Source organism: Pannus brasiliensis CCIBt3594 (assembly GCF_036688125.1).
In the GTDB taxonomy this organism is placed as follows: Bacteria; Cyanobacteriota; Cyanobacteriia; order Cyanobacteriales; family Microcystaceae; genus Pannus; species Pannus brasiliensis.
Genome location: NZ_JBAFSM010000003.1, coordinates 1 through 23,435, shown reverse-complemented (window position 1 = coordinate 23,435; position 23,435 = coordinate 1). Strand labels below are relative to the sequence as shown.

General features: G+C 54.0%; 19 protein-coding genes. 4 read left to right on the top strand and 15 right to left on the bottom strand.

Features of this window, described 5'->3' with window-relative positions; genetic code table 11:
• Positions 1-74: 74 nt before the first annotated feature.
• Positions 75-518: a DUF4168 domain-containing protein gene (locus V0288_RS02275; protein WP_332863389.1), complete on the bottom strand. Its 444-nt coding sequence runs from the start codon at positions 516-518 to the stop codon at positions 75-77.
• Between the two features lie 595 nt (positions 519-1,113).
• Between V0288_RS02275 and V0288_RS02270 the strand changes: the two genes are divergently transcribed.
• From V0288_RS02270 to V0288_RS02255, 4 genes are all read left to right on the top strand, one after another.
• Positions 1,114-1,392 (top strand): HU family DNA-binding protein, encoded by a 279-nt coding sequence (locus V0288_RS02270; RefSeq protein ID WP_332863388.1) that lies wholly within the window; start codon positions 1,114-1,116, stop codon positions 1,390-1,392.
• Positions 1,393-1,423: 31 nt separating this feature from the next.
• Positions 1,424-2,479, top strand: coding sequence for a threonine-phosphate decarboxylase CobD (gene cobD, locus V0288_RS02265; protein ID WP_332863387.1), 1,056 nt, complete (start codon positions 1,424-1,426; stop codon positions 2,477-2,479).
• 66 nt (positions 2,480-2,545) lie between these two features.
• On the top strand, positions 2,546-2,719 hold the full coding sequence (locus V0288_RS02260) for a hypothetical protein (RefSeq protein WP_332863386.1): 174 nt from the start codon (positions 2,546-2,548) through the stop codon (positions 2,717-2,719).
• A 20-nt stretch (positions 2,720-2,739) separates the two neighbouring features.
• On the top strand, positions 2,740-3,960 hold the full coding sequence (locus V0288_RS02255) for an amidohydrolase family protein (RefSeq protein WP_332863385.1): 1,221 nt from the start codon (positions 2,740-2,742) through the stop codon (positions 3,958-3,960).
• 106 nt (positions 3,961-4,066) lie between these two features.
• Here V0288_RS02255 and V0288_RS02250 read toward each other — a convergent pair whose 3' ends face one another.
• The 14 genes from V0288_RS02250 to V0288_RS02185 all read right to left on the bottom strand — a co-directional run.
• Positions 4,067-8,308, bottom strand: coding sequence for a DUF4347 domain-containing protein (locus tag V0288_RS02250; RefSeq protein WP_332863384.1), 4,242 nt, complete (start codon positions 8,306-8,308; stop codon positions 4,067-4,069).
• A gap of 502 nt (positions 8,309-8,810) precedes the next feature.
• The gene (galE, locus tag V0288_RS02245; RefSeq protein ID WP_332863383.1) at positions 8,811-9,803 is read right to left on the bottom strand and encodes a UDP-glucose 4-epimerase GalE; all 993 of its coding nucleotides are present in this window, start codon (positions 9,801-9,803) and stop codon (positions 8,811-8,813) included.
• Positions 9,804-10,008: 205 nt separating this feature from the next.
• Complete coding sequence (locus V0288_RS02240; protein ID WP_332863382.1) at positions 10,009-11,325, bottom strand: hypothetical protein; 1,317 nt, start codon at positions 11,323-11,325, stop codon at positions 10,009-10,011.
• A gap of 347 nt (positions 11,326-11,672) precedes the next feature.
• The gene (locus tag V0288_RS02235) at positions 11,673-12,827 is read right to left on the bottom strand and encodes a glycosyltransferase (RefSeq protein WP_332863381.1); all 1,155 of its coding nucleotides are present in this window, start codon (positions 12,825-12,827) and stop codon (positions 11,673-11,675) included.
• A 39-nt stretch (positions 12,828-12,866) separates the two neighbouring features.
• A complete protein-coding gene (locus tag V0288_RS02230; protein WP_332863380.1) occupies positions 12,867-14,024 on the bottom strand; it encodes a glycosyltransferase family 4 protein in 1,158 nt (385 codons plus the stop codon).
• Between the two features lie 6 nt (positions 14,025-14,030).
• The gene (locus V0288_RS02225) at positions 14,031-15,125 is read right to left on the bottom strand and encodes a glycosyltransferase (RefSeq protein WP_332863379.1); all 1,095 of its coding nucleotides are present in this window, start codon (positions 15,123-15,125) and stop codon (positions 14,031-14,033) included.
• A 147-nt stretch (positions 15,126-15,272) separates the two neighbouring features.
• A complete protein-coding gene (locus V0288_RS02220; RefSeq protein WP_332863378.1) occupies positions 15,273-16,313 on the bottom strand; it encodes a glycosyltransferase family 2 protein in 1,041 nt (346 codons plus the stop codon).
• Between the two features lie 167 nt (positions 16,314-16,480).
• Entirely contained in the window at positions 16,481-17,194 is a 714-nt protein-coding gene (locus V0288_RS02215; RefSeq protein WP_332863377.1) for a class I SAM-dependent methyltransferase, read from the bottom strand.
• Positions 17,195-17,263: 69 nt separating this feature from the next.
• Positions 17,264-18,778 carry an O-antigen ligase family protein gene (locus V0288_RS02210; protein ID WP_332863376.1) on the bottom strand — a complete coding sequence of 505 codons (1,515 nt, stop codon included), beginning with the start codon at positions 18,776-18,778 and terminating at the stop codon, positions 17,264-17,266.
• 123 nt (positions 18,779-18,901) lie between these two features.
• Positions 18,902-19,831 carry a glycosyltransferase family 2 protein gene (locus V0288_RS02205; RefSeq protein WP_332863375.1) on the bottom strand — a complete coding sequence of 310 codons (930 nt, stop codon included), beginning with the start codon at positions 19,829-19,831 and terminating at the stop codon, positions 18,902-18,904.
• Positions 19,825-20,949 (bottom strand): glycosyltransferase family 4 protein, encoded by a 1,125-nt coding sequence (locus V0288_RS02200; RefSeq protein ID WP_332863374.1) that lies wholly within the window; start codon positions 20,947-20,949, stop codon positions 19,825-19,827. The genes V0288_RS02205 and V0288_RS02200 overlap by 7 nt, the downstream gene beginning before the upstream one ends.
• A gap of 377 nt (positions 20,950-21,326) precedes the next feature.
• Positions 21,327-22,313, bottom strand: a complete 987-nt coding sequence (locus V0288_RS02195) for a beta-1,6-N-acetylglucosaminyltransferase (protein ID WP_332863373.1) — start codon at positions 22,311-22,313, stop codon at positions 21,327-21,329.
• Positions 22,314-22,320: 7 nt separating this feature from the next.
• Positions 22,321-23,220, bottom strand: coding sequence for a glycosyltransferase family 2 protein (locus V0288_RS02190; protein WP_332863372.1), 900 nt, complete (start codon positions 23,218-23,220; stop codon positions 22,321-22,323).
• On the bottom strand, positions 23,162-23,435 hold a 274-nt coding region (locus V0288_RS02185), incomplete at its 5' end, for a hypothetical protein (protein WP_332863371.1). The genes V0288_RS02190 and V0288_RS02185, both read right to left, overlap by 59 nt.

Sequence of the window (23,435 nt, the reverse complement as noted above, 5' to 3'; positions counted from 1 at the left end):
GATTCGAGGGCCGGGCAAAACATTTTTATTCTATCCCCGTCCCCGAGGCTCGCGGGGAAATTACCGAACTTTTTCTACTTTTTCGAGCGTTGAATCCGGATCATTTCCTCTTGAACCCGTTTTTTGAAGTTCGCGTCCGATCGAACTCGGGCGGTGATGGCGTTGAATTGAGCGGGGGTGAGGCCGCTATTCTCGACGATTTTTTTCGAGGTGTTACAGTAATCTACGGCGATCCTCCGCGCGTCGTCGGGGAGCGCCTGGAAACTATCCCGGCGATCACAGGCGATTTGAGGGGGATTTTTGCCTAAAATACGGGATATCGCCTGAAAGGCCTGTTGGCGTTTTTCCTCGATCGCCAAGACCGATCGAGCGTAGCTTCTGATCTGGACATCCGTGACATCCTGCGTGTAAGCGGACGAGTTAAAGCAAAGTCGAGCCGTAGACCGAGAAAATTCCGGTACGATGCCGCAGACAATCGCGATCCCTGCCAGAAAAGTTATGAACAGTGAACGTCTCAAGCTCCTACCTAGGCCGGCCAGGGTATAGCAGTAAATGACCATGCGATTCTGTCGCTGAATATACAGTGATACCGAACTTTCCAGTTAAATCCTGCTTTTTTGAATCTTTTTAAACATCATAAGTTCCAGGGGGGATAAAAATCCCCGACCGAAAGAGGGGAAATTTTTCACGAAAACTCGCTTCAGTAAACTTTTTTAACGGCTCTAGCCCGAAAATCCCCCGAAAATCTGGCAATTATCGGGGAATCGTTTTCGTAGATCTTCTCGAACATATTCGGGTGAAATCGGTTTTTAACGCCTTGAATACGATTATATCTCTTTTTATCGGGTTTTCTCTCGCCCGTGTACCGATTTATCTCCCGGTCTATGCCGCGCGGGGGTGAAAAATTGAGCGAATCCATATAAATTAAAGGTTTCGGCGATTCCCTTCGGGACGGATCGCGCTTAGAATAATGCAGTGGAACACATAGCCTATCAGGATTTGAGCCATTCTTTCGGGATCTAAATCCGGATAGCTTCGTCTACCTAACCCGAGCGACTCGCTCGCGAAAAAAAACGAACCTCAGAAAAACTGGCAAAACTAAGGAGTTAACGAATGAATAAAGGTGAATTAGTCGATCAGATCGCTCAGAAGGCTTCGGTCACGAAAAAACAAGCGGATGCCGTTCTCACCGCCGCTATCGAGACGATCATCGATGCCGTTTCCGAGGGAGATAAGGTAACGCTCGTGGGCTTCGGCTCTTTCGAGGCTCGCGAACGCCAGGCCCGGGAGGGACGCAACCCGAAAACGGGCGATAAAATGGAAATCCCCGCCACGAGAGTTCCCGCTTTCTCCGCGGGGAAACTGTTCAAAGATAAAGTCGCTCCCAAATAAGCGGGCGCGAGTCTCGATCGCCGTACATCCTTTGACTAGACCGAAACACGGAGGGAATCTCGATTGGGCGGCCTCGTTGGCGGGCTGTCCCACTTCCTCGATCCTCGATTTTTCGGCGAGTATCAATCCTCTCGGCCCGCCGGAAAGCGCGCTGGCCGCCATTCGCGATCATCTGAACTCGCTCGTCCGCTATCCCGATCCGGCCTATCGAGAACTGTGTACCGCCCTCGCCCGCTATCACGATCTACCGATCGAGTGGATCTTACCGGGGAACGGGGTGGCGGAACTACTCACCTGGGCGGGACGGGAACTCGCGGAACGATCGACCACCCATCTACTCGCTCCTTTTTTCGCGGATTACCGGCGCGCGTTAAACGGTTTCGGCGCGAGAACGCGGGAGCATCCGCTCGATCTCGCGGCGCTCGCTCTCTCGGACGTTTCCGGGGGAGGACTTCTTCTCAATAACCCTCACAACCCGACGGGGAAACTCTGGACGGCGCGGGAAATCGAACCGTTTCTCGATCGCTTCGATTTGGTGGTGATCGATGAGGCGTTCATGGATTTTTTGCCGCCGGAACGTCAGGAAACCTGTATTCCCCTGCTGGAAAAATATCCGAACCTGGTCATTTTACGTTCCCTAACCAAATTTTATAGCTTGCCGGGGTTACGGCTGGGTTACGCGCTCTCGCGTCCCGATCGTCTCGCGAAATGGCGCGAGTGGCGCGATCCCTGGCCGGTGAATACCCTCGCGGCCGTCGCCTCGATCGCCTGTCTCCGGGATACCGATTTCCAACAACGCGCTTGGAACTGGTTGGCGCCGACGCGAGAGCGGTTATTTCAAGCGTTAGCGGGTTTTCCCGGCTTGTATCCTTTCGAGAGCGTCGCGAATTTTCTCCTGGTTCGATCGGATTCTTCCTGTCTTCCTATCCAGGAATTCCTGTTAAAGAACCATCGGATTCTGATCCGCGATTGTCTGAGCTTTCCGGAACTCGGCGAGCATTACTTTCGCGTCGCCGTCCGTACCGAGGCGGAGAATCAACGGTTAATTTCCGCGCTCGCGGGGGTGAACCCTCGTTCGGCGGTATGAATATTTGTTTTACAAGATGAATTTTTCCTAATTCAAGCGTCTTGATGGCAATTTAGGGCGGATATAATGAATCATCGCCCGAAAGATATATTCTTTCTCATCTTTCATTGGGTTTACGGGAGCGATCGGGAGATCCCCCGTCCTCGCCGTTCGCGGGCCGGGAATGTCCCGGTGATCGATGGCGACGGACTGACTAATATTCGATGTTCGTGGCAAATATTCGCCGTTTTCGGTGCTTAAGACTGCAAGGAGCCTTCGGAATGTTGAAATCGAAGTTCTATCGAATTTTTCTCGCTTCCGCTCTCACCTCGATCGCCCTTCTCCCCGTATCTTCCACCGTGGCGAGAAGTGACGCGAACCCGCGGGAGAACCAGGATAGCGTTCTCATGAATGACGTGCATTTCCATCTCGATAATTACATTCAAGAGGGTATCCCGATCGGGGAATTTCTGAAACTGATGGGCGATAAGGTGGGTAGGGTGGCGATTTTCGGCATTCCCCTCCAGCAGAAATGGGATTATTTCGTCGATGGCGATCGAAGCCCGGATTACTATCTACTCTCGGATACGGAACTGTATTACTACTCCTTCGTGGACGCGATCGTCGCGACCGAATACCTGAAACTCTCGCCGGAGCAGAGGAAACGGTTCGACCCGATGATCACCGGTTTCAATCCCACCGATATGTACGCGACCGATCATATTAAACGCGTCCTGAAAATCTATCCCGGCGTTTTTTCGGGTATCGGCGAGTTCACGATTCATAAAGAGTTCGTCAGTCCGAAAGTAGCGGGACACACGGCCAGCTTGAAAAACGAGGCGTTAAATCGCGTTTTCTCGCTCGCGGGCGATATCGGCTTGGCGGTGCTGATCCACTGCGATATCGACACGAATCGACCGGCGCCGGGCCCGCGACCGGCCTATCTGGACGATCTGAAAACTTTATTCCGATCGCACCCGAAAACGACGATTATCTGGGCGCACACGGGGCTAGGCCGCACCATATCGCCCCGACCGGAACATTTACAGTATCTAGCGGAAATCTTGAGCGATCCGGCTTACAATAACGTAGTTTTCGATATTTCCTGGGATGAAGTGGCGAAATACGTGATTAAAGACCCGGAAACCACCCGAGCGTGGGCGAACCTTCTGAATAAATACCCCGATCGATTCCTGTTCGGCTCGGACGCGGTAGCCCCGAAAACGGAAGCGGCCTATTTAAAAACCTACCAGGATTACGCGCCCCTCTGGAAAGCGCTCGATCCGAAAACTTCCTACCAGATCCGGATCGGCAATTACGAGCGAATTTTCGATACCGCGCGCCAGAAAGTCCGATCGTGGGAGCAAAAACAGGTGTCACTGGACTCCCGGCCGGCGCTATCGGCTCTCACGTTGGCGGAGACCCCGAGTTTCCGGGCCGCTTTCGGGGGGAGTTGTTCGTCTCCCTTGATAGCCGGCTGTTTCATCGAGACCCCGAGATAAAAAAGATCGATCTCCAGATAGATGCCGAGAGATCGATCGATATTTCCCACGCTTGTTCCCGGTTCGATGCTCGATCGAACCCGGCTAACCGGTTCGGATCGGTAGCCTACGAGTATAATCTCGATTTGGGGATAATTTGTTTGGCTTGAGAGGCGCTAGACCAGCCTAAACGGGCGGTCGCGTTCCCTTTGTTCTCGTAGTAGTCCAAACGGATATCGTAGAGTTGACCGGCTTGTAACAGGATGGGCGCGCTCGCGTACTCGGTCGCCGGTTGGTCTCGGAAAGCGTCGATGACTAGCTGGTTGTTGACCCAGAGCCGTACCCCGTCGTCCCCGGTGACGTGGAATTTGTACGCCTCGTTATACATCGGTTGTACCTTGCCCGTCCAGCGCGTCGAGAAGGTGTCCGCGCCGAGGAGTCGATCGGGTGAACCGGTCCCCCATTTGAAATCCACGCTCTCGTCGGTACGGGTCAGCTTTAAATCGGTGAAGTCTTTGTTATCGAAGTATTGACCCCGAAGGCCTTTTCCCGTTCCCGCAGGAGTCGCCGCGGTATCATCGTTCCGGATCGTGGTGGTCGCGGAAGCGGTGGCGATCTTCGCCGTGGCGCCGGTGGCCGCGGGCTTGTCGAGGGTGATCTGAATCGTTTCGTCCGGTTCTACCAGCGTATCGCCGAGGACGTTCACGGTGATCGTCTTGCTGGTTTCGTTGGCGGCGAAGTTCACCGTACCCGTCAGCCCGGTCGCCCCGCTCGTGCCGCCGATGCCGTTGTAATCACTGCCGTTGCCCGCCGTCCCGCCGATCGTGTAGTGGACGCTACTGGCCTTGGTCAGTTCCCCGGTGCGGTTGACGGTGAAGGTGAGGGGTCGCGCGCCGCTGTTGCCTTCGGGAAGGCTGGCGGTCGCGGCGGCGATGGTGTGGCTGATGGTGGCCGTGGACGCGGTGGTGGCCGAGGCTCCGGCGATCGAGAGATTATCGATCGCGAGAGAATCCCCCTCGTTTAGATCGACATTTTCCGGGACGACCTGCACGAGGATGAATTGATAGCCGTTGCCGAAATCGATCGCCTGGTTCACGTCCGTCCAATCTTGGGTGGTTCCCCCGACGGTTCGCTCGGCTAACTTGGTAACGCTCGGCGCGGGCAGGGTCTCGAATTGATGGGGACCCTCGTTATCCCATTTAAACTGTCCGTTAATCCCCCAGACTTTCAGGGTCAACTTGTTCGGATTGCCGTCGGTTCCCTCGGTATTTTTCACCGAGAAATTTAACTGTTGTTGGCCGCGACGGATCGAGTCATCGTAAATCACCTGACCCAAGGCCCCCTCCGCTCCCTCGCCACTGCCGACCGAGTATCCGTTCAGTACCGCCGTCCCGTCGGCCCGATTCCAATAACTCGAATCGTTCGGACTCTGTTGGGAGATCCACCCGTAACCGGCGGAGGCATTGGAAAGGATATCTTTCACCCCTTCTTGATAAGGTCTACCGTCCTTATTAAACGGGGAAGAGGCGCTAAAGTCTCCATCGACGATTAAATTGTCGTAGGCCGTTTCCGCCACGTTAACGGTCGCCGATACGGTCGAGGTTTTCCCTTTCTCGTCCCAGACGGTCAGGGTTACGGTTTTATCACCGAGATCCGGGAAGAAATGGCTAACCTGACGGCCGAATTGGTCGATTTTACCGTCGTTGTTGAAATCCCAACCGTAAGCGGCGATCGATTGGTTCGAGGTATCGGTGGGTACTCCCGCGTCCGGATCGAAGGACCCGCTCGCGTCGAGGGTGACGGCCCGGCCCCCGGCCGCTCGGGAAGTAAATTTCGCCGTCGGGGCGACGTTATCCGGCGAGTTCGCGAAGGTGGTGTTGACGATCTGGAAATAGTCCGGGTATCGGTATCCCTGATCCGGCACGTTCCGGCTCTCGAAATTCGAGAAATTCGTGGCGTTGTCGAGAAAACTGTTGACCAAGCGGGAAGGAGAAACGGGATTCGTGATCGGCGCTTCGGTTTTATTGTCCCCCGGCACTCGCATTCCCGTGCTGAAGTTTTCGATCCGAACATTATCGTAGAGTTGGTTGACCGTCGAGGAATTCCCGTAGATCCCGAAATTGGTGGAACCTCTGTCGGTTCCCACGATCAAACCGTTCACGTGATCGACCTGACTGGAGTACGCCTGGAGAATCCCGGAAGAGTAGATATTCCAGAGTTTATAATTTTCCACGCGAGAGCGTTCTTTCAGGGCGAGTTGATAGTGGTGCATATTATCCCCGGCCCCTTGCCCGTCCACGTTGCGGGAGATCGAGTACAGGTGCATCCCCATCCGGGAGTTATAGGTTTCAAAATTGGAGAATTTCCGGATCGGCAGGGCTTCGATATCCACCTCGGTTAAGCCTAGCTGACTCAGGCTCGATCGGAGTTCGGGCGCTAAATTCTTCACCGCGAACTTGGCGGCTCCCGGTTCGGCCTTATCTCGGGGGTCGGGGAAACGGGACTGGTGGAAGTCGATCCCGGCCCCCTCGGCACTAACCGCCACGTTATTGGTGATCTCTAGTCCGGGTCCGGCTCCCTGTACCCAGTAACCATCGCCTTCCTGTCCCATGTCATAGTTGAGTTGGAGACTTTCCTCGGCGGGGTTAAACTCTCCGGGGGTCGCGTCTTTGGTTTTCATCGTGATGTTGTTCCGCCACGCGCCGAGTTCGGTTCCGGCCTCGGACATAATCCCCGCGCCGAACACGTCGAAAACGACGTTGTTTTCCAAGATCGCGTTACTATCGTGTTGCGCGATCCCCCACCCCGGACTCCCGACGATCGCGTTACCGGAGAGATGGACGGCGGTACCGTTGATATCGTCCGATCCCGTTCGGTGAATGTGGAGGGGATAACGACCGCGAATGTTGGTTCCCCCGCCGGCGCTCCCGTTGATATTGGTGCCAATGTCATCGATCGGCCGACTTTTATCGGTGCGTCCCAGGTTATAGAATCCGGCGTTGTTGACCGTCACGCTCGGGTTATCCATGAACATGACGTGACCTCTTTCCGGGATGGGGGTATTCACGCCCCCCTCGCTTTGGAAAGCCACGTTCCGGCTGGTGTTGGCGACGTAGAGTTTCAGATTGTAGTCCTTGACGTATTTCTCGGGCCGCAGGTGATCGAAGCGGAGAACGGCTTTGTCCCCGGAGGAGATATCGTTGTTGGTAAAGCCGATCCGGTTGCCGTTAATCGAGGTGATGGTGAGGACTTCATCCTGAAAACGGGTGTTATCGGTGTGTTTGCCGTCCTGATTGACGGAGGTTCCGCCGAGGGTAATTCGATCGCCGACTTTCCAGCCGGTCGGGGCCTGGCTTAACACGAGTTCCCGAGAGCCGGCGCGCGCGTCCCCTTCGAGGGAGACGTAATCGAGTTTATCGGCCCCGTTAATCTCTACCTGTCCGTGGCTGACCAATCCTTTCCCGTATTGTTTGGTATCGATCGAGGTATCGATCGGGGTATCGCTCCGGAAGGTGATATTGACGGTTTTATCGGCTTGAACGGGGTTATTGGCCGTACCGATCGTTAATTTTCCGGTCGGGGCGATCGCCAGCGTGTCCACGAGCAGACTACTATTTTTATCGGTCGCGAAATTTAAGGCCCCATCGACCCGGACGGTTTTCAGGCGCGCGGTACTTTCCCCGTTGTAGAGAACGGTTCTTCCCTCGGGAATATACACGCCGGCCTCGCTCTCGGGAACTTTCCCCCCCCAGGTGGCGGGATCGAACCAGGAACCGTCTTTGACCGCGGTATGGGTGCGGTTGAATTTATCGAGAAATTCCGTGAAATCGTCGTGCAGGATGGAACCGTAAGCGTTAGCCTGTAGGGGTTTCGCCTCGATCGGGCCGGTCTGGAACTCCAGCGTCCAGTTACCGCCGAGGAGCGGGTTCCCGGTGAGATCGTCGGAAGCCGCCACGTCGGCCCCGGTGAGGGTGGCTAGGGCGTTGGCGAAGGCCGGTCCCGGCTCCCCGCTGGCGATATTGCAACCGTAGAGCAGGATATCGGCGGAATCGGTCAAGGATTTCGACCAACCGGCGATCGAGTCTCGATACCGGCCGAGATTCTCGGTATTCAGGCGCGTCGCCCCTAGATCGAGCGTTCCCGGCTCCCCGTGAGAGAGGATATTCACGCTAGAAATATCGTGATATTTCGCTAGAATCTCGCTAATCTGCTCGACACTATCGCGCCCGGAATCGAGCGTGAACACTTTCGAGTCGGGGGAGACGGCGGATAGGAGATCGTTGGGATCTTTGACGGTAGGTGACAAGAAGACAAGACTATTCGGCGAGGAGGAGAGATCTCCCGCTACTGTCGCGGATTCAGGATTCATAGGATGTTCGGATAGAATTCGTTTCTTCGAGCGCGCGCGTGTCGATACGATCGCGGGGGGGCGGGCGAAAGCGTCGAACTTCGGGCATTCAGGGGCGACAATTTGCATAGATTTACGGGAGCGGGTCTCGCGAGAACGGATTGAATCGAGGTTCGATCGTTCTTTTCTTTCACCGTAAATCTCCCGATCGCTAAGGGGATCTAGCGATCGAAATAGAGAGATAAATCATCGGAGGCTAGGTGTAGATGGTTACGGTCGATCACCCTAGCACCGAAAGGTGAAAAAAAAGATCATCTATCTTTCGACACTGGTTTTTAAAAGATCCCCCGTAAGACGTATCTCGGGAGGGAGAATATTGGTAAAATCTACCAATACTTGGACAGAAGATAGCGATCGGATCGAAACTAAATAAGACTCTAAAAAAACGTGAGCGGGAGGGGGAACCGAGGAACCGGGATTTTCCGGCCTCGAATCCACTCTAGCGGGGGAAAACGCCGCTCGATCACCCGTGACGCTGACAGTGCCACCGCCAGGCGTGAGTGACGATCGATTCGAGATCGCTATAGTGGGGAGTCCATCCCAAAACCAGCCGCGCCTTGTCCGCCTCTCCCACCAGAATCGGCGGATCGCCGGGACGACGGGGACTCTCCACCACCGGGATCGATTTTCCCGTCACCCGTCGGGCGGTGTCGATCACCTGCCGGACGGAGAAACCGTTCCCGTTCCCCAAATTAAACACCGTACTCTCGCCGCCGCGGAGTAAATATTCCAAACCGGCGACGTGCGCGTCGGCCAGATCGCGAACGTGAATAAAATCGCGAATACAGGTCCCGTCGGGGGTGGGGTAATCGGTTCCGAAAACCCGCGCCGCGTCCCGCTGTCCCAACGCGGTTTGGAGGACGAGGGGGATCAGGTGCGTTTCCGGGTCGTGATCCTCGCCGAGCCTTCCCTCGGGATCGGCTCCCGCCGCGTTAAAATAGCGGAAACAGACGTAATTTAAGCGATAAGCGGCGTGATAATCGGCGAGGATTCGTTCTACCATCCATTTACTAGCCCCGTAAGGGTTGATCGGCTGTTGGGGATGGTTTTCGGGGATCGGCACGAGGTCGGGGATACCGTAGGTCGCGCAGGTGGAGGAAAAGACGAGTCGATCGACCCCGGCCTCTCTCATCGCCTCTAAAAGGGTGACGGTATTGGCGACATTATTGCGATAGTATTTTCCCGGATCGATCGCCGATTCCCCGACATAGGCGTAAGCGGCAAAATGCAGAACCGCCCCGATCGGATAGGTCGCGAAGACATCTCTCAACAGGGATCGATCGCCGATATCCCCGATCACTAACTTCGCCCGTAAAACCTCTTCCACCAGATCCCGATGACCGTAGACGAGATTATCGAGAACCAGTACCGGATAACCCGCTTCTTGTAAGGCTAAAACGACATGGGAACCGATATAGCCCGCCCCACCGACGACTAAAATCATGGAATTTTTCATAGGAATTCTCGGCTGAATTTATAAAGGGAAAAGGGGAAAGGCCGATCCCGTCTACCTTTTCCCTTTCCCCGTTAACCTTCTCCCCGTACCGGGAAGTCTGTCTGGTTTTTTGAAAAATGGGATTACTACCGCTAGAATCGAGAAAGTCGCTCTCTCTTTCTAAATTTCTCCTTCGCCCGCGCGAAGAATTTAAAAGAGAAAATTTTTAGCGATCGCTAAAAATACAAATTTTCTTGATTTTTTTCTGCAAATGTTCGAGGTGCTTTGTTTCCTCGAAGAAAATCCCGGACGGTCGCCAATTTTCACATCCGGAGCCTAGTTTGACCGCTACGGAAAAACGGTATCGTGACAACTTCTCTCGAATCACGGGAATATAGTGATGGAAAGCGGGGACAATATTGAGTTGTGTTTCCGCCCAGGGACCGAGGAGGGTTCTATCTAAAAAGTGTAAGGGGGCAGGATGATCCGATTCCGCGGTATACACGTAGCCATCGGGATAGTTTTCTTGAATATAAGCTCGTGCTTCTTCATAGGGATAATTTTTGAGGAAATTTAAAAAGACCGCGCCGGGGAATAGTAAAGCCTGCAAGATATTGAAGAGAATATAGAAAGCCAGTACGATCTGTAAAGGTCGGATTAAAAAACTCGACCTTTCCGCTTGGAAAAGATATTTTATCGCGATCGATACCGGGATGAGGGCGAGGGTAAAAAAGCCAAAATAATAATTTAAAAACGCGCCCACCTTGACCTGTCCCATAGTGGCCAGGAGAAAAGAGGCTCCCAAACAAGAACCAAAGAGCAGGCTTTTTTGAACATTATCCTTAAAAAGAATCCATAATCCGATCGCGACCAGTAAATAAAAGAGAACGTAAGGATAGAAGACTTTTTGAGGTAGGCTAACAATCTGATTTACGAGATCGATTCCGAGAGGGGGGATGGTCTTTGTACTGACGAGAACTCCAGTAATAAATCTTTCTCCTAACTGCCAAGAGAAAATCAGAAAAAAGCAAAGGACGGTCGCGGTAGTTACGAGGCTGTATAGTAACGCACCTTTAAATTTTCTGACCGCGATTAGAAACGTTACGATTCCGAAAAAGACTCCCAGCGTGTTGAGTTTAGCGGCGACGGCAAAACCGGCGAAGATCGGTGATAGATAAAAATCGATCGGTTTTTTCGGTAACTCGAAATACGCTCGGTAAAAATAGGCAAAGGCTAAAAATTCAAAAAGGAAAGCGAGGAAATCCGGTTTTAACGAGAGAATGTCTCCTGGAAATAATACAAAAAACCAGAGCGAGGAGAAGAGAAATATTCCTAGATTGTAGTATTTTGGAAAATATTTTTTAAAGAAAAAATTCTCGATCGCTAGAAAGAGCAAGAATAGGAATAAGATAAAGATCCTCCCGAGCGAAACAACTTCCGGGATGGTCTGTAAGCCGAATATTTTAAGTAGAGGGTATAACAAGCCGAATAACATCGGGCTATAGGAACTGATCAATAAAGGCAGTTCGGTTATATCGCTCACGTAAACTTGAGAGCGAGAGAGCCGCGACAGGGAGACAAAATTAATTGACTCCGCGCCGTAATTATAATAATTGGAAATAATTTGGCTGATCGTGATTAGCGCGGCGACGAATAGTAAGGCAACAAATAAAAGCCTAAAAAAGACTTCTGAATTGATCGATCTTATTGAAAGTGTTTTCATGACTTTTAAATTTTTGAATTAGAAAGAGGGTGAGGATTTGGCGATAATCGGCGAGACCGCTTTTTGGGGAAACGATGAGGTACGGGGGGATCGATCGAGGGTAAAAATCGCCGATCGTAAAGAGCGGGGAAAAGATGGACGGATACGTTTACCCGTACCGCCGAAAATTAAGGGTAAAAAGTTCGCGAGACCCGATCGAGCAGTCGATCGATCTGTCGGTTAATCGCGGTCCGATCGAACTGTCGCGAGGCGTGAACCCGCGCCCGTCGGGCGATCGCTCCCGCGAGATCCGGACGGTGATAGCACAGCGAGATCGTTTCCGCGAGTTTCTCCGGATCGCGCGGGGGAACTAGCCACCCCGTCTCGTCGTGTTGGACTAACTCGATCGCCCCACCCGCCGCGGCCGCCACGACCGGGCGACCGGCGAGCATTCCCTCCACGATCACCCGGCCGAAAGGTTCCGGCGCGGTCGAGGTGTGGGCGATCAGATCGCAGATCGCCATTAAACGCGGGATATCCTCCCGGAATCCCAGGAATTTAACCCGTTTTTCCAGCCCCAGACGCGAAACCCGCTCGTGTAATCGATTCACGTACTCATCCTCGCCGAACAGTGCCGAGCCGATGAAGAGGGCGATCGTCTCTTCCGGACAGCGGGCGAGCGCGTCCAATAGTACATCCTGTCCTTTCCAGGGAGATAACCGGCTAAAATGCCCGACGATAAACTGTCCGTCCGGGGCGATCTCTCGCCGTAATCGGGTGATTTCCGCGTCGGGAACCTCGTACCGTCCCGGATCGAACCCGTTATACACCACCGCCACCCGATCGACCTTTCCCCCGGCCTCGCGAAAAGCCGTTTCCGTGGCGCGGGAATTGGCGATCACCAGGGAGGCGAAACGATTCGCCAGCGCGACGATCGCCGCGCGGTTCGCGGGACTGAAGTGTTCGGCGCTCAGGATATCGTGGAGATGGTAGATCAGGGGACGACGGGCGAGAGAGGCGGCGATCGATCCCGCGATCAGGGCTTTCGGGGTATTCGCGTAGAGAAGATCGTGTTTTTGGGCGAGTCGGGCGGTTTTAAGAAACGTCGGCAACAGGGACAGGCCGCCGGTGATGCCCCGTAGCCAACCGCTATCCTTACGAACCGCGATCGGGCGATCGTGGAGAACGCGAACGGCTATCCCCCTATGTTCTAAAAACGTTCTAAAGGTTCCGTCCGCGAGTAAACCGACCGAACAGCGATCGCCGTAAAAAGCGGCCAGATCCGCTAAACAGAGTTCGGCCCCCCCTAACTGTCCGCTCTGATCGAGAAAGAGAATTTTCATCGGGATAGGCGATCGATGGTAGAGCGCGTCGGGGGCGATTTAGGAAAATTTCGGGGCGAGCAGAACCTGCCGTACCCGCGGCGCGATGTTCGTCCAGCTAAAATTGGCGACCGCGTGTTCCCGGCACGATTCCCGCGACGGTAGGGCGATCTCCCCGTCCAGGAAAGCCGTCAGCCGCGCCGCGATCGCCGTGGCGCTCGCCGAAACGGTGATCGATTCGGGGGAGAAACCGGCGATCACTTCCGGCATCCCGCCGATCGGCGTGCAGAGTACGGGAGTACCACAGGCGAGGGATTCCACGAGAACCAGACCGAACCCTTCGAGGGATTGACTGGGCAGAACGGTTAGATCGGCGGCCTGATAGGCGATCGATAGTTGTTCCTCCGGTACATAGCCGAGGAAACGGACGTGATTTTCTAGGGATAATTCCCGCGTTTGACGCTCTAGATCGGCGCGGGCGGGGCCTTTCCCGGCGATCGCCAGCCAGAGGTCGGGGTAGCGCGCTCTCATTCCGGCGAGGGCGTTGAGGAGGGTATCGAGACCCATTCGCCGCACGAGACGACGGGGGGTGAAGAGAATATATCGATCGAGCGGCCAGTTCAATAATTGACGGGCCTGCTCGCGGGACCGGTCGAGCCGGAATCGATCGGTATCCACTCCCCCCGGAATGACGTGGATCTTGCGAGCGGGAACCCGGTAGCGCTCGTGGAGGATCGCGCCGAAGGCTTTACTGAGAACGAGAAATCGATCGCAGTGCCGGTAGACCGCCCGTTCGATCCATTCCTTGACGAGAACTTCGAGCCGTCCCGCTCCCTCGCGTTGACTTTCCAGCGCCCAGGGCCCGTGAAAGGTGAACGTTACCGGGATCTCGCGGGGGAACTCGTCCAATAGGGGGAAACTGTAGAGGGCGAAATGGGCGTTAATCGCGTCCACCCGGCCGGACACGGGGCGGAAATTCGCCCGGGCCGAGCGGTATCTCTGCCAGAGGGGGCGATCGGGAGCGGCGAGATCGGTCAGTTTCACCGGGGTATCGAGCGGGGTATCCGGTAGCCCCACCCCGCATAATTCCACCGCGTCGCCTTCTCTCGCCAGATGATGGGTCAGTTCGTAGACGTAGCGATCGAGTCCCCCCGGAGAGCGGGGAAACCAACCGATCCCGATACAGGAAATGCGGGCCGCCGAAGGGAGATCGTTCATATCAATTCACTCGCGAACCAGATCGCGACAGACTTTTTCCACGCGTGACGCTAACATCGGGTAATCGAAATTCTCTCTCGCGACCCGACGGGCCGCTTCCGCGACCGCTAACCGTTCCGGTCGATCGAGCGCTTCCCGCAAACGGGCCGCCAACCGCGCCGGATGGGTATCGTCGCGAACTCCCTCGTAGGGGAGAAGACAACCGATTCCCGGTAGAACCCGCCGGGCCTCGCCCACGTCGGTGGCGATCACGTATTTACCGAAAGCGAGATAGAGGGGCAGTTTTCCCGTGGTTCGGACCATACCGACCCGATCGTTGGACTGGGTGGACACGCACGCGTCCATGAGCGAGAGATAGCGGGGTAGCTCCTCGTACCGAACGCGACCGGTAAAGACGATTCGATCGCTCACTCCCAACTCCCGCGCCCGCTCTTCTAAAATCGCCCGGCCGTTACCATCGCCCACCAGTAACGCGTGAATCGGCAGATCCCGCAGGAAGGTCAGCGCCTCGACGATATCCCAGCCGTAGCACATCCGATGTCGCGCCGACCATTCCATCGTTCCCACCATCCCCACCACGAGCCGCGCTTTCTCCAGACCGAGTTCCCGCTTGAATTCGGTCGTGTCCACCGGTTCGACTTCCCCCGTATCCACCCCGTCGGGAATAAACTCGACTTTCTCGATCCCTTGTTTTCTCAACCAATCTTCGTGATAGCTTCCCCGCACGATCAGGTAGTCCGATTCCCGCGTCGCCAACTCCTCGATCGCGCGGATTAACGTTAATTGAGTCCGCGAATACGTCCCCGCGGAACGCGCCAGTTCATAGGCCGCGTCGCCCGTGTCGGTGAGAAATTTACAACCGAAGAGTTTTTTCGCGGCGTAAGCGGCTAACACGCCGGTATAGGCCGTATCCATGACATAGATGATATCCGGTCGGAATTGTCGGGCCGCGTCTAGAAAAGGGAGAATACTTTTCCATTTCGGGGTCGATCGATAGAGAAATCGGATCTGCCAATCCGGGGGAAGCCAGCGCGCGAGAGAGCGGGCGCGAATCCCGGCGGCGCTCGCCTCGCTACCGTTAATAAAATACATCAATTTCATCGGGGTGATCCATATTTTTTAGAGGACATCAAAAGAACAGCGACGAGAGAATTCTTTCGCTATCTTTTGGTAAGATTTATATTTTTGGGTTCACGAGTTCACCACGAGAATGAAAGGATCACGGCGTTTACCTTAAAACAATTGAAATTATTTTTGGTGATTAAAATTAAATCGATAATTGTCCTTGGTTATCGATAATTTATGCAACCAAAACTTAACGAGAGCTTTTAGCTTTAAGAGCGTTTGATATTGCCATTCCCAAAAAGGAGCGAGACCCAGGCGCATCGTCCATAAACGAATTTGTAGCGCGGGCGAATCCCCCAACTCTTGTAAAAGCTCGATTAATTCCGATCGTTCCGCTTCCGAAAAGAAAGGATTATAGCAGAAAGCGGCGTGATTCAACGCTAATTTCTGCCGTTGTTGTTCGATGAATTTGGTATCCCAGCCGCGTTTTTGAAAAGCGGTCAGTAAACTTTCCTCGTAAACCCGGATCATCCCCTGTAACTCCACTCTTTTCCGTCTCGGTCGAATGAGTTCGGTATCGGTCCAGACTCGATAACCGGCGAGAATCTCGCTCGTGTAAACATTCCCGTAACCCGCGTCCGCCATTCGGACAATTAAATCGTAATCCTGGGTAAATTCGGGTCTCCCTTGATAAAAATTTAACCGTTGCAGGGCTTTCGAGCGAAACATCGCGATATTAGCCGTCATCCGGAACCCGGATACTGCCGCTCTTAATTCTTTGTCGGCCTCTCTAAATTCTTCGATTCTAGCTAATTGACGAACGCCCTGTTTCTCTCCGCGCTCGTCGATTTCCCATACCGCAGTGTGAGCGTACCCCGCGTCCGGGTATTTTTGGAGTAAATCCACCAATCGCTCCACGTAGTTCGGTAGTAAAAAATCATCGGAATCGATTCGGACAATAAATTCGGCTTTCAGTTGACGTAAGAGCCAATTATTATTACCGACCATCCCTAAATTTTTCGGCTGTCGATAGTAGTGAGCTTGGGGGAATTGTTCACACAAGCGATCCATCACTTCCGGGGTGTCATCGGTACTCGCGTCATCGGATACCCATACTTCAATATTCGGATAGATTTGTTGACAGGCACTGCCCACGGAAATCGGCAGGTATTGAGCTTGATTAAAGGTCGGAATACAGATCGCGACCGAGGGCAAATTTCGCATAAATGTTGTTAGATTTTTATAAGAATTGGCGAGCGGAAGATTCGAGAGGCGGAAAATTATAGTTCGGTTGAAAGCGCGGGCTTCGGACTTACTTTTTCCGAGTTCTCGATACGATTTTTGAAGCGATCGCCCGCTCGTGTTTCGGAAAAAAGGCGGGGCGATCGATTTTATTTCTTGCGGAGTAAAACATAAGCGTAACTCGTGAGTATCGGAACCGGATAGTTCAAGAGGATAGAGGCGGTCAGGTTAGATAAGGCGTGGAATGGCTTCCATTTCTGATAGTAGTCGTGGCCGAAAAATCCAACATATCGTTCTACCTCGTAGCCTAAATTTTCCAGTCGATCGATCTGACTTTTGACCGGCCCGAGACACCAGCTATAATACGCGGGAAATTTACCCCGATTTCCCTCTTTCACCCGATCGGGAGAATGCCATAGTAATAGATTACCCGAGAGCGAGGAAGGTAGAAAACGATTGAGGATAAAAGGAGGCGCGTAAAGGGTGGGGAAAAAGTGAAAAGCGTAGGCTCCTTTTTTGAGAAGACCGTGAATATTTTTATGAAAATCGATCCCGTTCTCGATATGTTCGGCTAGTTGCATACTGAAGATCAGATCGTATTGGCCGGGTAAATCGAACTTCGGGCTTCCTACATCGCCTTGAAGTTTCCGGTAGCCATCGGGAGCTTTCTTCAATTCTTCGGCGGAAATATCTAAAATCGCGTAGTCTAATTGTTGTCGATCGACGAAATCCAACGAGAAAAACGGATTCGCCCCACCTCCCACCTCGCAAATCTTGCGGGCATTCGGTGAACTCGCTAGTTCTTCCAACACGGTAGAATAGTCATCCCAGGCGCGAGAAAATCGCTCGTATCTAATTTCCATTTTCGTGAAATCTCCTCGAAATAGGGGTCGGTTTCGATGTTTTTTTCTAGCGGGGAAAAGAAGAGTGCTCTATCGGGTTCCCTCTCCCGTTTCGGGGGAGTCTGTCCCGTTTCGGGAAATTCGATAGGCAAGGAGCGGGGGGGAATTTTCGAGTGATTTTTTCGCCTCGATCGAGCGCGCTAGATAGTATTGATTTCCCGCGATCGCTATTCCCGCGAAACTCCAGAGCATTACCCCCGGCATCGCGGTTAAACTATTCCCGTTGGGAATCATCACGAACAAGGACACGCTGACGGCGCGAGAGGCAACGAGAAAAGCATCGGCTCTAACGCGAGAGTTTTGGAATAGATTCAGGAACATCGAGATATAGCCGCCAACATAGAAGGCCGCGCCGAGCCATCCCATCTCGTAAAACACGACTAGAACACCGCTATCGGCGAGTTCTAAACTGGTCATCCCGTACCCGATCGGGTTGATCAAAGCTCGATCGAGCAGATGATCGTAAAGCTCCTGTCTTGCTTGAAAACTATTATCTTCCTTAACGTTCGATAAGGTTTGAAACCGCTCGGAAATTTTACTCGCGAACGGTTCCATCGCTACCAGAGGGATCGCCGAAAGGAGGATAACCAGCGCGATTAAAATAATTCGGATTTGTAGATGGGATTTTAAGCTTCCGATCAGGAGAATACACCCCACGACGAAACTTCCCCACGCGGTGCGATTGTCGGACAGTAAAAGCAGGAGAATACAAACAATCGCTAGGGGAATCCGCAAGACATTTTTATGGTTAAATAGTAACAGGAGACAAGCGATCATGACATTCGCCAATGCCCCCGGTGAATTCAGCGTACTCCAAACATTCAGGAGAAGGGGGGCGGGGGTTCCCACGTTCCCGAAGCCTAGCTTTAGAGCATTTTCCTGCCAGAGTAAATCCCAGGGAGGTAATAGACAGAATTGTACTAAACCGTAGATCCCGATCGCGAACGCCCCCCAAAAAAAAGTCCGCTCGATCGTTTTTTTAAATTGAGGATATTCCCGCCATTTAGAAAAGAGATAGAATCCGAAGATCAGAGGACTTAACCACTCGATCGGCATCCGAACGATCTGGAGCGTGAAGCCACGCTCTAACCCCCCCGCCAATCCGAGCAGAAAACTATACACGATTCCCGCGAACCCGAGAATGAAAGGTAGGCTTCCCGGACGGTAGGGGTAGCCGGTAAAAAGATAACGGAAAAAGCTCGGGAAACAGATTAGCGTGACGAGGAAAGGAGCCATTAAAACAAGACTTTGATCCTCGTAACCGACGCGATAATCGATGAGCCGCCGAACCAGAGGGGTTAAAAACCAGATCCACCAGGTAAACCCGACATAAAGTGGCGGGTATTTCTGATACAATAAGATTCCCACGACAAAACACGCGAGGGGAAAAACGAGCCTAAAAATGGGATGACTCGCGAAAATTCCGAGCGCCGTGATCGGGATTAACCCCAGGATCGCTATCCACGCTATCTTCTTTTGTAGGCGGGAAGAAACGAAGGGATCGCGAGAATCTGGAGAAGGATCTCCCTGGAAAGATCGGGTCATTGTTTATTGTCTTTAGATATAGTTTTTAGACCGAAGTAACGCTAGATTTCCGGTTAGTATTCTCTACTCTCTCGAAAAAACAGTGGTCACGGCTGACTTTTGCCGATCGCCGATCGCCTAGTGCTATAGAGAATTCCGCCACGTTCGCCACCCCTGCCGGCGGCCGCGTAGGGAAGCGAGGAGCCGTCTTCCCGCGATCGTTCCCTCGATCGGCAGAAGTCGGAGAGCCTGGAGAAAACCGGGGGCCGGCCGGGTCCCGATCGAGATCGCCCAGATCAGGAAAACGACGCGCCGTAGGGGGGGTAAATATTCCAGAAGGACGAGCGTTTCGTTATGGACTAAATTCGCGGTCGCGAGGTCACTATAACCGCCCCGTTTATCCTCGTCGAACCGATCCGCCGCCTTGTGATCCACCTCCACCGCGGGATCGTACACCAGTTTCCATCCCGCTCGCTGGACCGCGAAACTAAACGCCATATCGTTATAAACCTGCGCTCCCGTACCTTTCAGGCGTTCATCGAAGCGGATATCGCCGATCGCCGATCGCCGGTAACTCATATTCGCTCCCTTGAGGAGATCCACTTCCCGAGGTTCCCCCGCTCCCAGATGATGGTTTCCCTCCGCCCGTCCGAACCACCAAACACGACCGACCAGAGCGCGGGTTCCCACCTCTAGCCGGTCTCCGGTGTACACCCAATCGCGGCCGCCCACTCCCCCCAGTCGCTCGTCCGCGAGAAAGTGCGCCTCGATCGATTCCAGCCATCGCGGGCGCGGGGCCGCGTCATCGTCGGTGATCGCGATAATCTCCCCGCGAGCTTTTTCCAGACCCGCGTTCAACGAGGCCACCTGTCCGGCCCGATCGATCGTCAGGATCTGGAGGGGGAGAGAACCGGGGTCAAAAATCGCGAAAAAAGCCGCCGTCTCTCGATCGCTATCGCGGACTACCACGATCACCTCATCGGCCGGTCGGGATTGCCGTTTCAGAGCTTCTAGACAACGTTCCAACTCCCGCGGGCGACGGTAGGTAGGAACGAGAACGCTAATGGTCAACACTTCGCCAACTCCTCGAACAGATCGACGTAATCACGGGCTTTCCCCGTCCAGCTATGTTGTTCCGCGATCTCCCTCGCTCTCCGTCCCATTCGCTCTCTCCGTTCCGGATCGCGGGCCAACTCGGCCATCGCGCGGGTTAAAGCGCCCACATCCTCGGAATCCGTCAGAACCACCCCGCAATCCGGGGTCACGATCTCCGACCCCCCGGCGCTGATCGCGGTGATCGCCGGGAGTCCGCTGGCCATCGCTTCCAGTAAAACGAGGGTACAGGCCTCGTAACGCGAGGGAAAAACGAACAGATCCGCCGCTTTCATCAGATCCGCCACATCGCGCCGGAAATCGAGAAAATGCACCCGATCGCTCACCCCCAACCGTTCCGCGAGCGCGGGATAGGGACTGCCGGCGATCGAACCCCCCACCGCCAGATGCAGATCGGGAACCCCGACGAGCGCCCGCAGTACCGTGTCGAGATTTTTCCGGTTGGTGCGGATATCGCCGACGAATAGGGCGAGCGGAACATCCGGGGGTAATCCCAGGGCGCGACGATCGCGCTCTCCCGGCGAGAACTGGTCTAGATCGGCCCCGTTGAGGATCACGCGGATTTTTTCGGATCGAACCCCGATATCGAGTAAATCCCCTTTGATTTTGCCCGAAACGGCCACGATCGATCGGGAGCGATCGAACGCTCGCTTTTCCCAGTAAGCGTTCAGGGCGGTATAGAGCCACTGATACACCCCGTACAGATCCCGGCGAACGCGGGAGATGTGCGAGGGGGACTTCATCCAGGCCGAGTGAACGAATTGGACGGTATTGACATCGACCCCGACGGACGTGACCGCGCCGTAAGCTTGCACGATATCGAATTCCCGGCCGTGTTCCCGGAGCCAATCGCTACTTTTTCGCGAGAATACCAAACTACTGAGTAGTTGGGTGGGATATCTCTCGACCGGTATATACACCCAATCGATCCGGGGATCTTGTTGTAAATCGGGGGCCACGTCCGTCGCCACCAACGTGACCGGATAGCCCCGTCGGAGTGCCTCGCGGGCGATCTCGTAGTTCGCCCGTCCCTGCCCGTCGCCCTCGATCACGCTACGGGTCACAATACAGATTTTCATAATTCGGAGAGATTTTAAGAGGATTGCCAAGGTTGCTCGCGCGATTTGTTTTTGAAAAATCAAAACCTCAAAAACCAGAATTATACAAACAAGATCGATAGATTTCTCTAAAAAAATTATCGATAATATTCTTCATTTTTCTCCTAACTCCTACGTCAATTCGGGATAAGCCAGAATCGAGATCCTCTCATTCGAGTCATCCCGAAATCTTGTCAACTCGCGGTGAGGTCGCGCGTGGCCTTGTGCAGGGGGTCCGGGGGAGGCACCCCTCCACCGGTGGGGGGTTCGGGGGGCTAGTCCCCCGAATAAAACTCGGCTTCTCACCGAAAAATCGTCAAATTCCGATCCCGAACTGACGTTAACTCCTAACTCCTGATTTAGATTTCGGAAACGATCCGATCGCTCGCCAGTTCCCGATCGAGCGCGTCGAGAATCTGCTCGTCCACCGCTAGATCGAATTTACGGGCGAAATGTTTTCCCGAGGCGAGCAGTCGATCGAGATCTTGAATTTGTAAGATCGAGGGATGGGAACTACTCGCGCGATTCCACGGGATAAAACGTAGATTATCGTTAACGATATTGAATTTTCGAGAGTTAATTAGTACCGTTTGAAAGAAAGATTCGTCGGAATGTAGTGTCCGCCGATAATACTCCGCGAGATCGGGATTTTTCCGCGCGAATTCTAAAAGATAGAGAACGCACTCTCGGGAGATGGTGAACCAACTAGAGCCGGCGTAACATTGAAACGTTCTATCAAACGGGGGGCGCGGGGATCTCGTCCCGTAAAAAACCTCCCCTCGCGCGATCGGAAACCGAAAAAAGGGTTGCCATTCGGTGAGACGATCGAGGTGAAAGAAAAGCCTTTTCAGGATTCTCGGGGTCGTGGAAGGTAGGGGTCGGTATTGATAGTAATAACGCTCTATCCCGGTCTTTTTTAACCACCGTAAACCGAATTCCGAAGGGATTTCCGGGGGATCGTCCGCCCGAAAATACTCCAGGAATCCATCGCGATCGGTATCTTGTAAAAAGCGCTCGATCCGATCGATCGGTTGGATCGGGTAATCCTGCGCGGATAACACGCTCACCCAATCGAAATCCGGGCCGCCGGCGATCGCGCGCTCCATCCCGTGCAGGATCGCTTCGACGAGCGAGAACCCCCCCCACTCGACGGCGACGGGATCTCTCAAAACGCGCGCGTTCTCGAACCGCTCGAACACCTCGGGATCGAAAGGATACCGGGAATGATGGAAATCATAGTGAATCAGGATCGGCGATCGGGAACTTCCCGTTCGGAGCGCTTTGACCAACCGTAATAACTGTTCGGGATTCCCGTGAGCGAGAATCAAATACAATACCTTCGGCATACGAGGTCTATGTCTGGAGATAGTTGAAAAGATATTGACTGGCGAGGACGATCGAACGCCAGGAATCCCGGAAGCTCTTTCCGTCCCCTTTTTTGAGCGCGCTACCCAGTAGGTGCGGGGGGGCGAGGAATAGATAGGCGAGGGTTTTCGGGATCGATCGCTCGTAGCGCCAGTAAGATTTGGCCGTCGCGTACAGACGGGAGGCGTGGATATAGCGATCGTATTCCGATCGATTGGTCGGGGAGGGATAATGATGGACGTGCAAGCGATCGTCGTAAACGATCCGGTAGCCGAGAGAGACCGCGTGGTGGGCCATATCGATCTCTTCCGAACCGTACCGTAACCGCTCGTCAAACCGGGCTACCCCGAAAAGACTCCGGGGGAAAATCGTCGCGTTAATGACGATCGATCGATACTCTCCCTCCACCGGCAACCGTTGGAATCCCCAAAAATCGAGATTGTGAGGGGTGACTTTCCGGGCGCTTTCCCGCTCGTGTTTGATTTCATAGCCCGTGATGACCGTGTTCGGTTCGGCGGAAGCGATCGCCTCTCGCGCCGTCCGCGGGAAATCCGGGGACACCCGCGTGTCATCGTCGAGAAATAGGAGATAATCGGCGCTCGCGTGTTGGATACAGGCGTTACGATTCGCTCCCAACCCCCGACGCGGCCCCTCTCGGTAGATCGCGTCCGGATAGCGGGAAACCACGGCGCGCGTCGCGGTCCCGTCCGGACTGTCATCGCTCACCAGAATCCCGTCCGGCAATTCTTCCCCCCGGAAAATACTTTGCAAACAATTCTCTAGTTCCTCCGGCCGGTTCATCGTGCAGATACACAAACCGAGCGTCGGCCTATCGGGGAGCCGCTTCGTACCGTCCGCGCCCGTCTCGATCGAGGGAGATTCCGACATAAATTGACCTTTTACGGAATTCAACAATTTTTCTGTGGTTGAGGGTGGGGGAGGTGGGGGAGGTGGGGGAGGTGAGGGAGATGGGGGAGATGGGGAGTGGGAAATAATAGAGAGGAGCTAGTTTCGGGAAAAAATCGAGAGTTTCGAGAAAGTTACTCCCTACTCCTGACTCCTGACTCCTGACTCCTGACTCCTGACTCCTGACTCCTGACTCC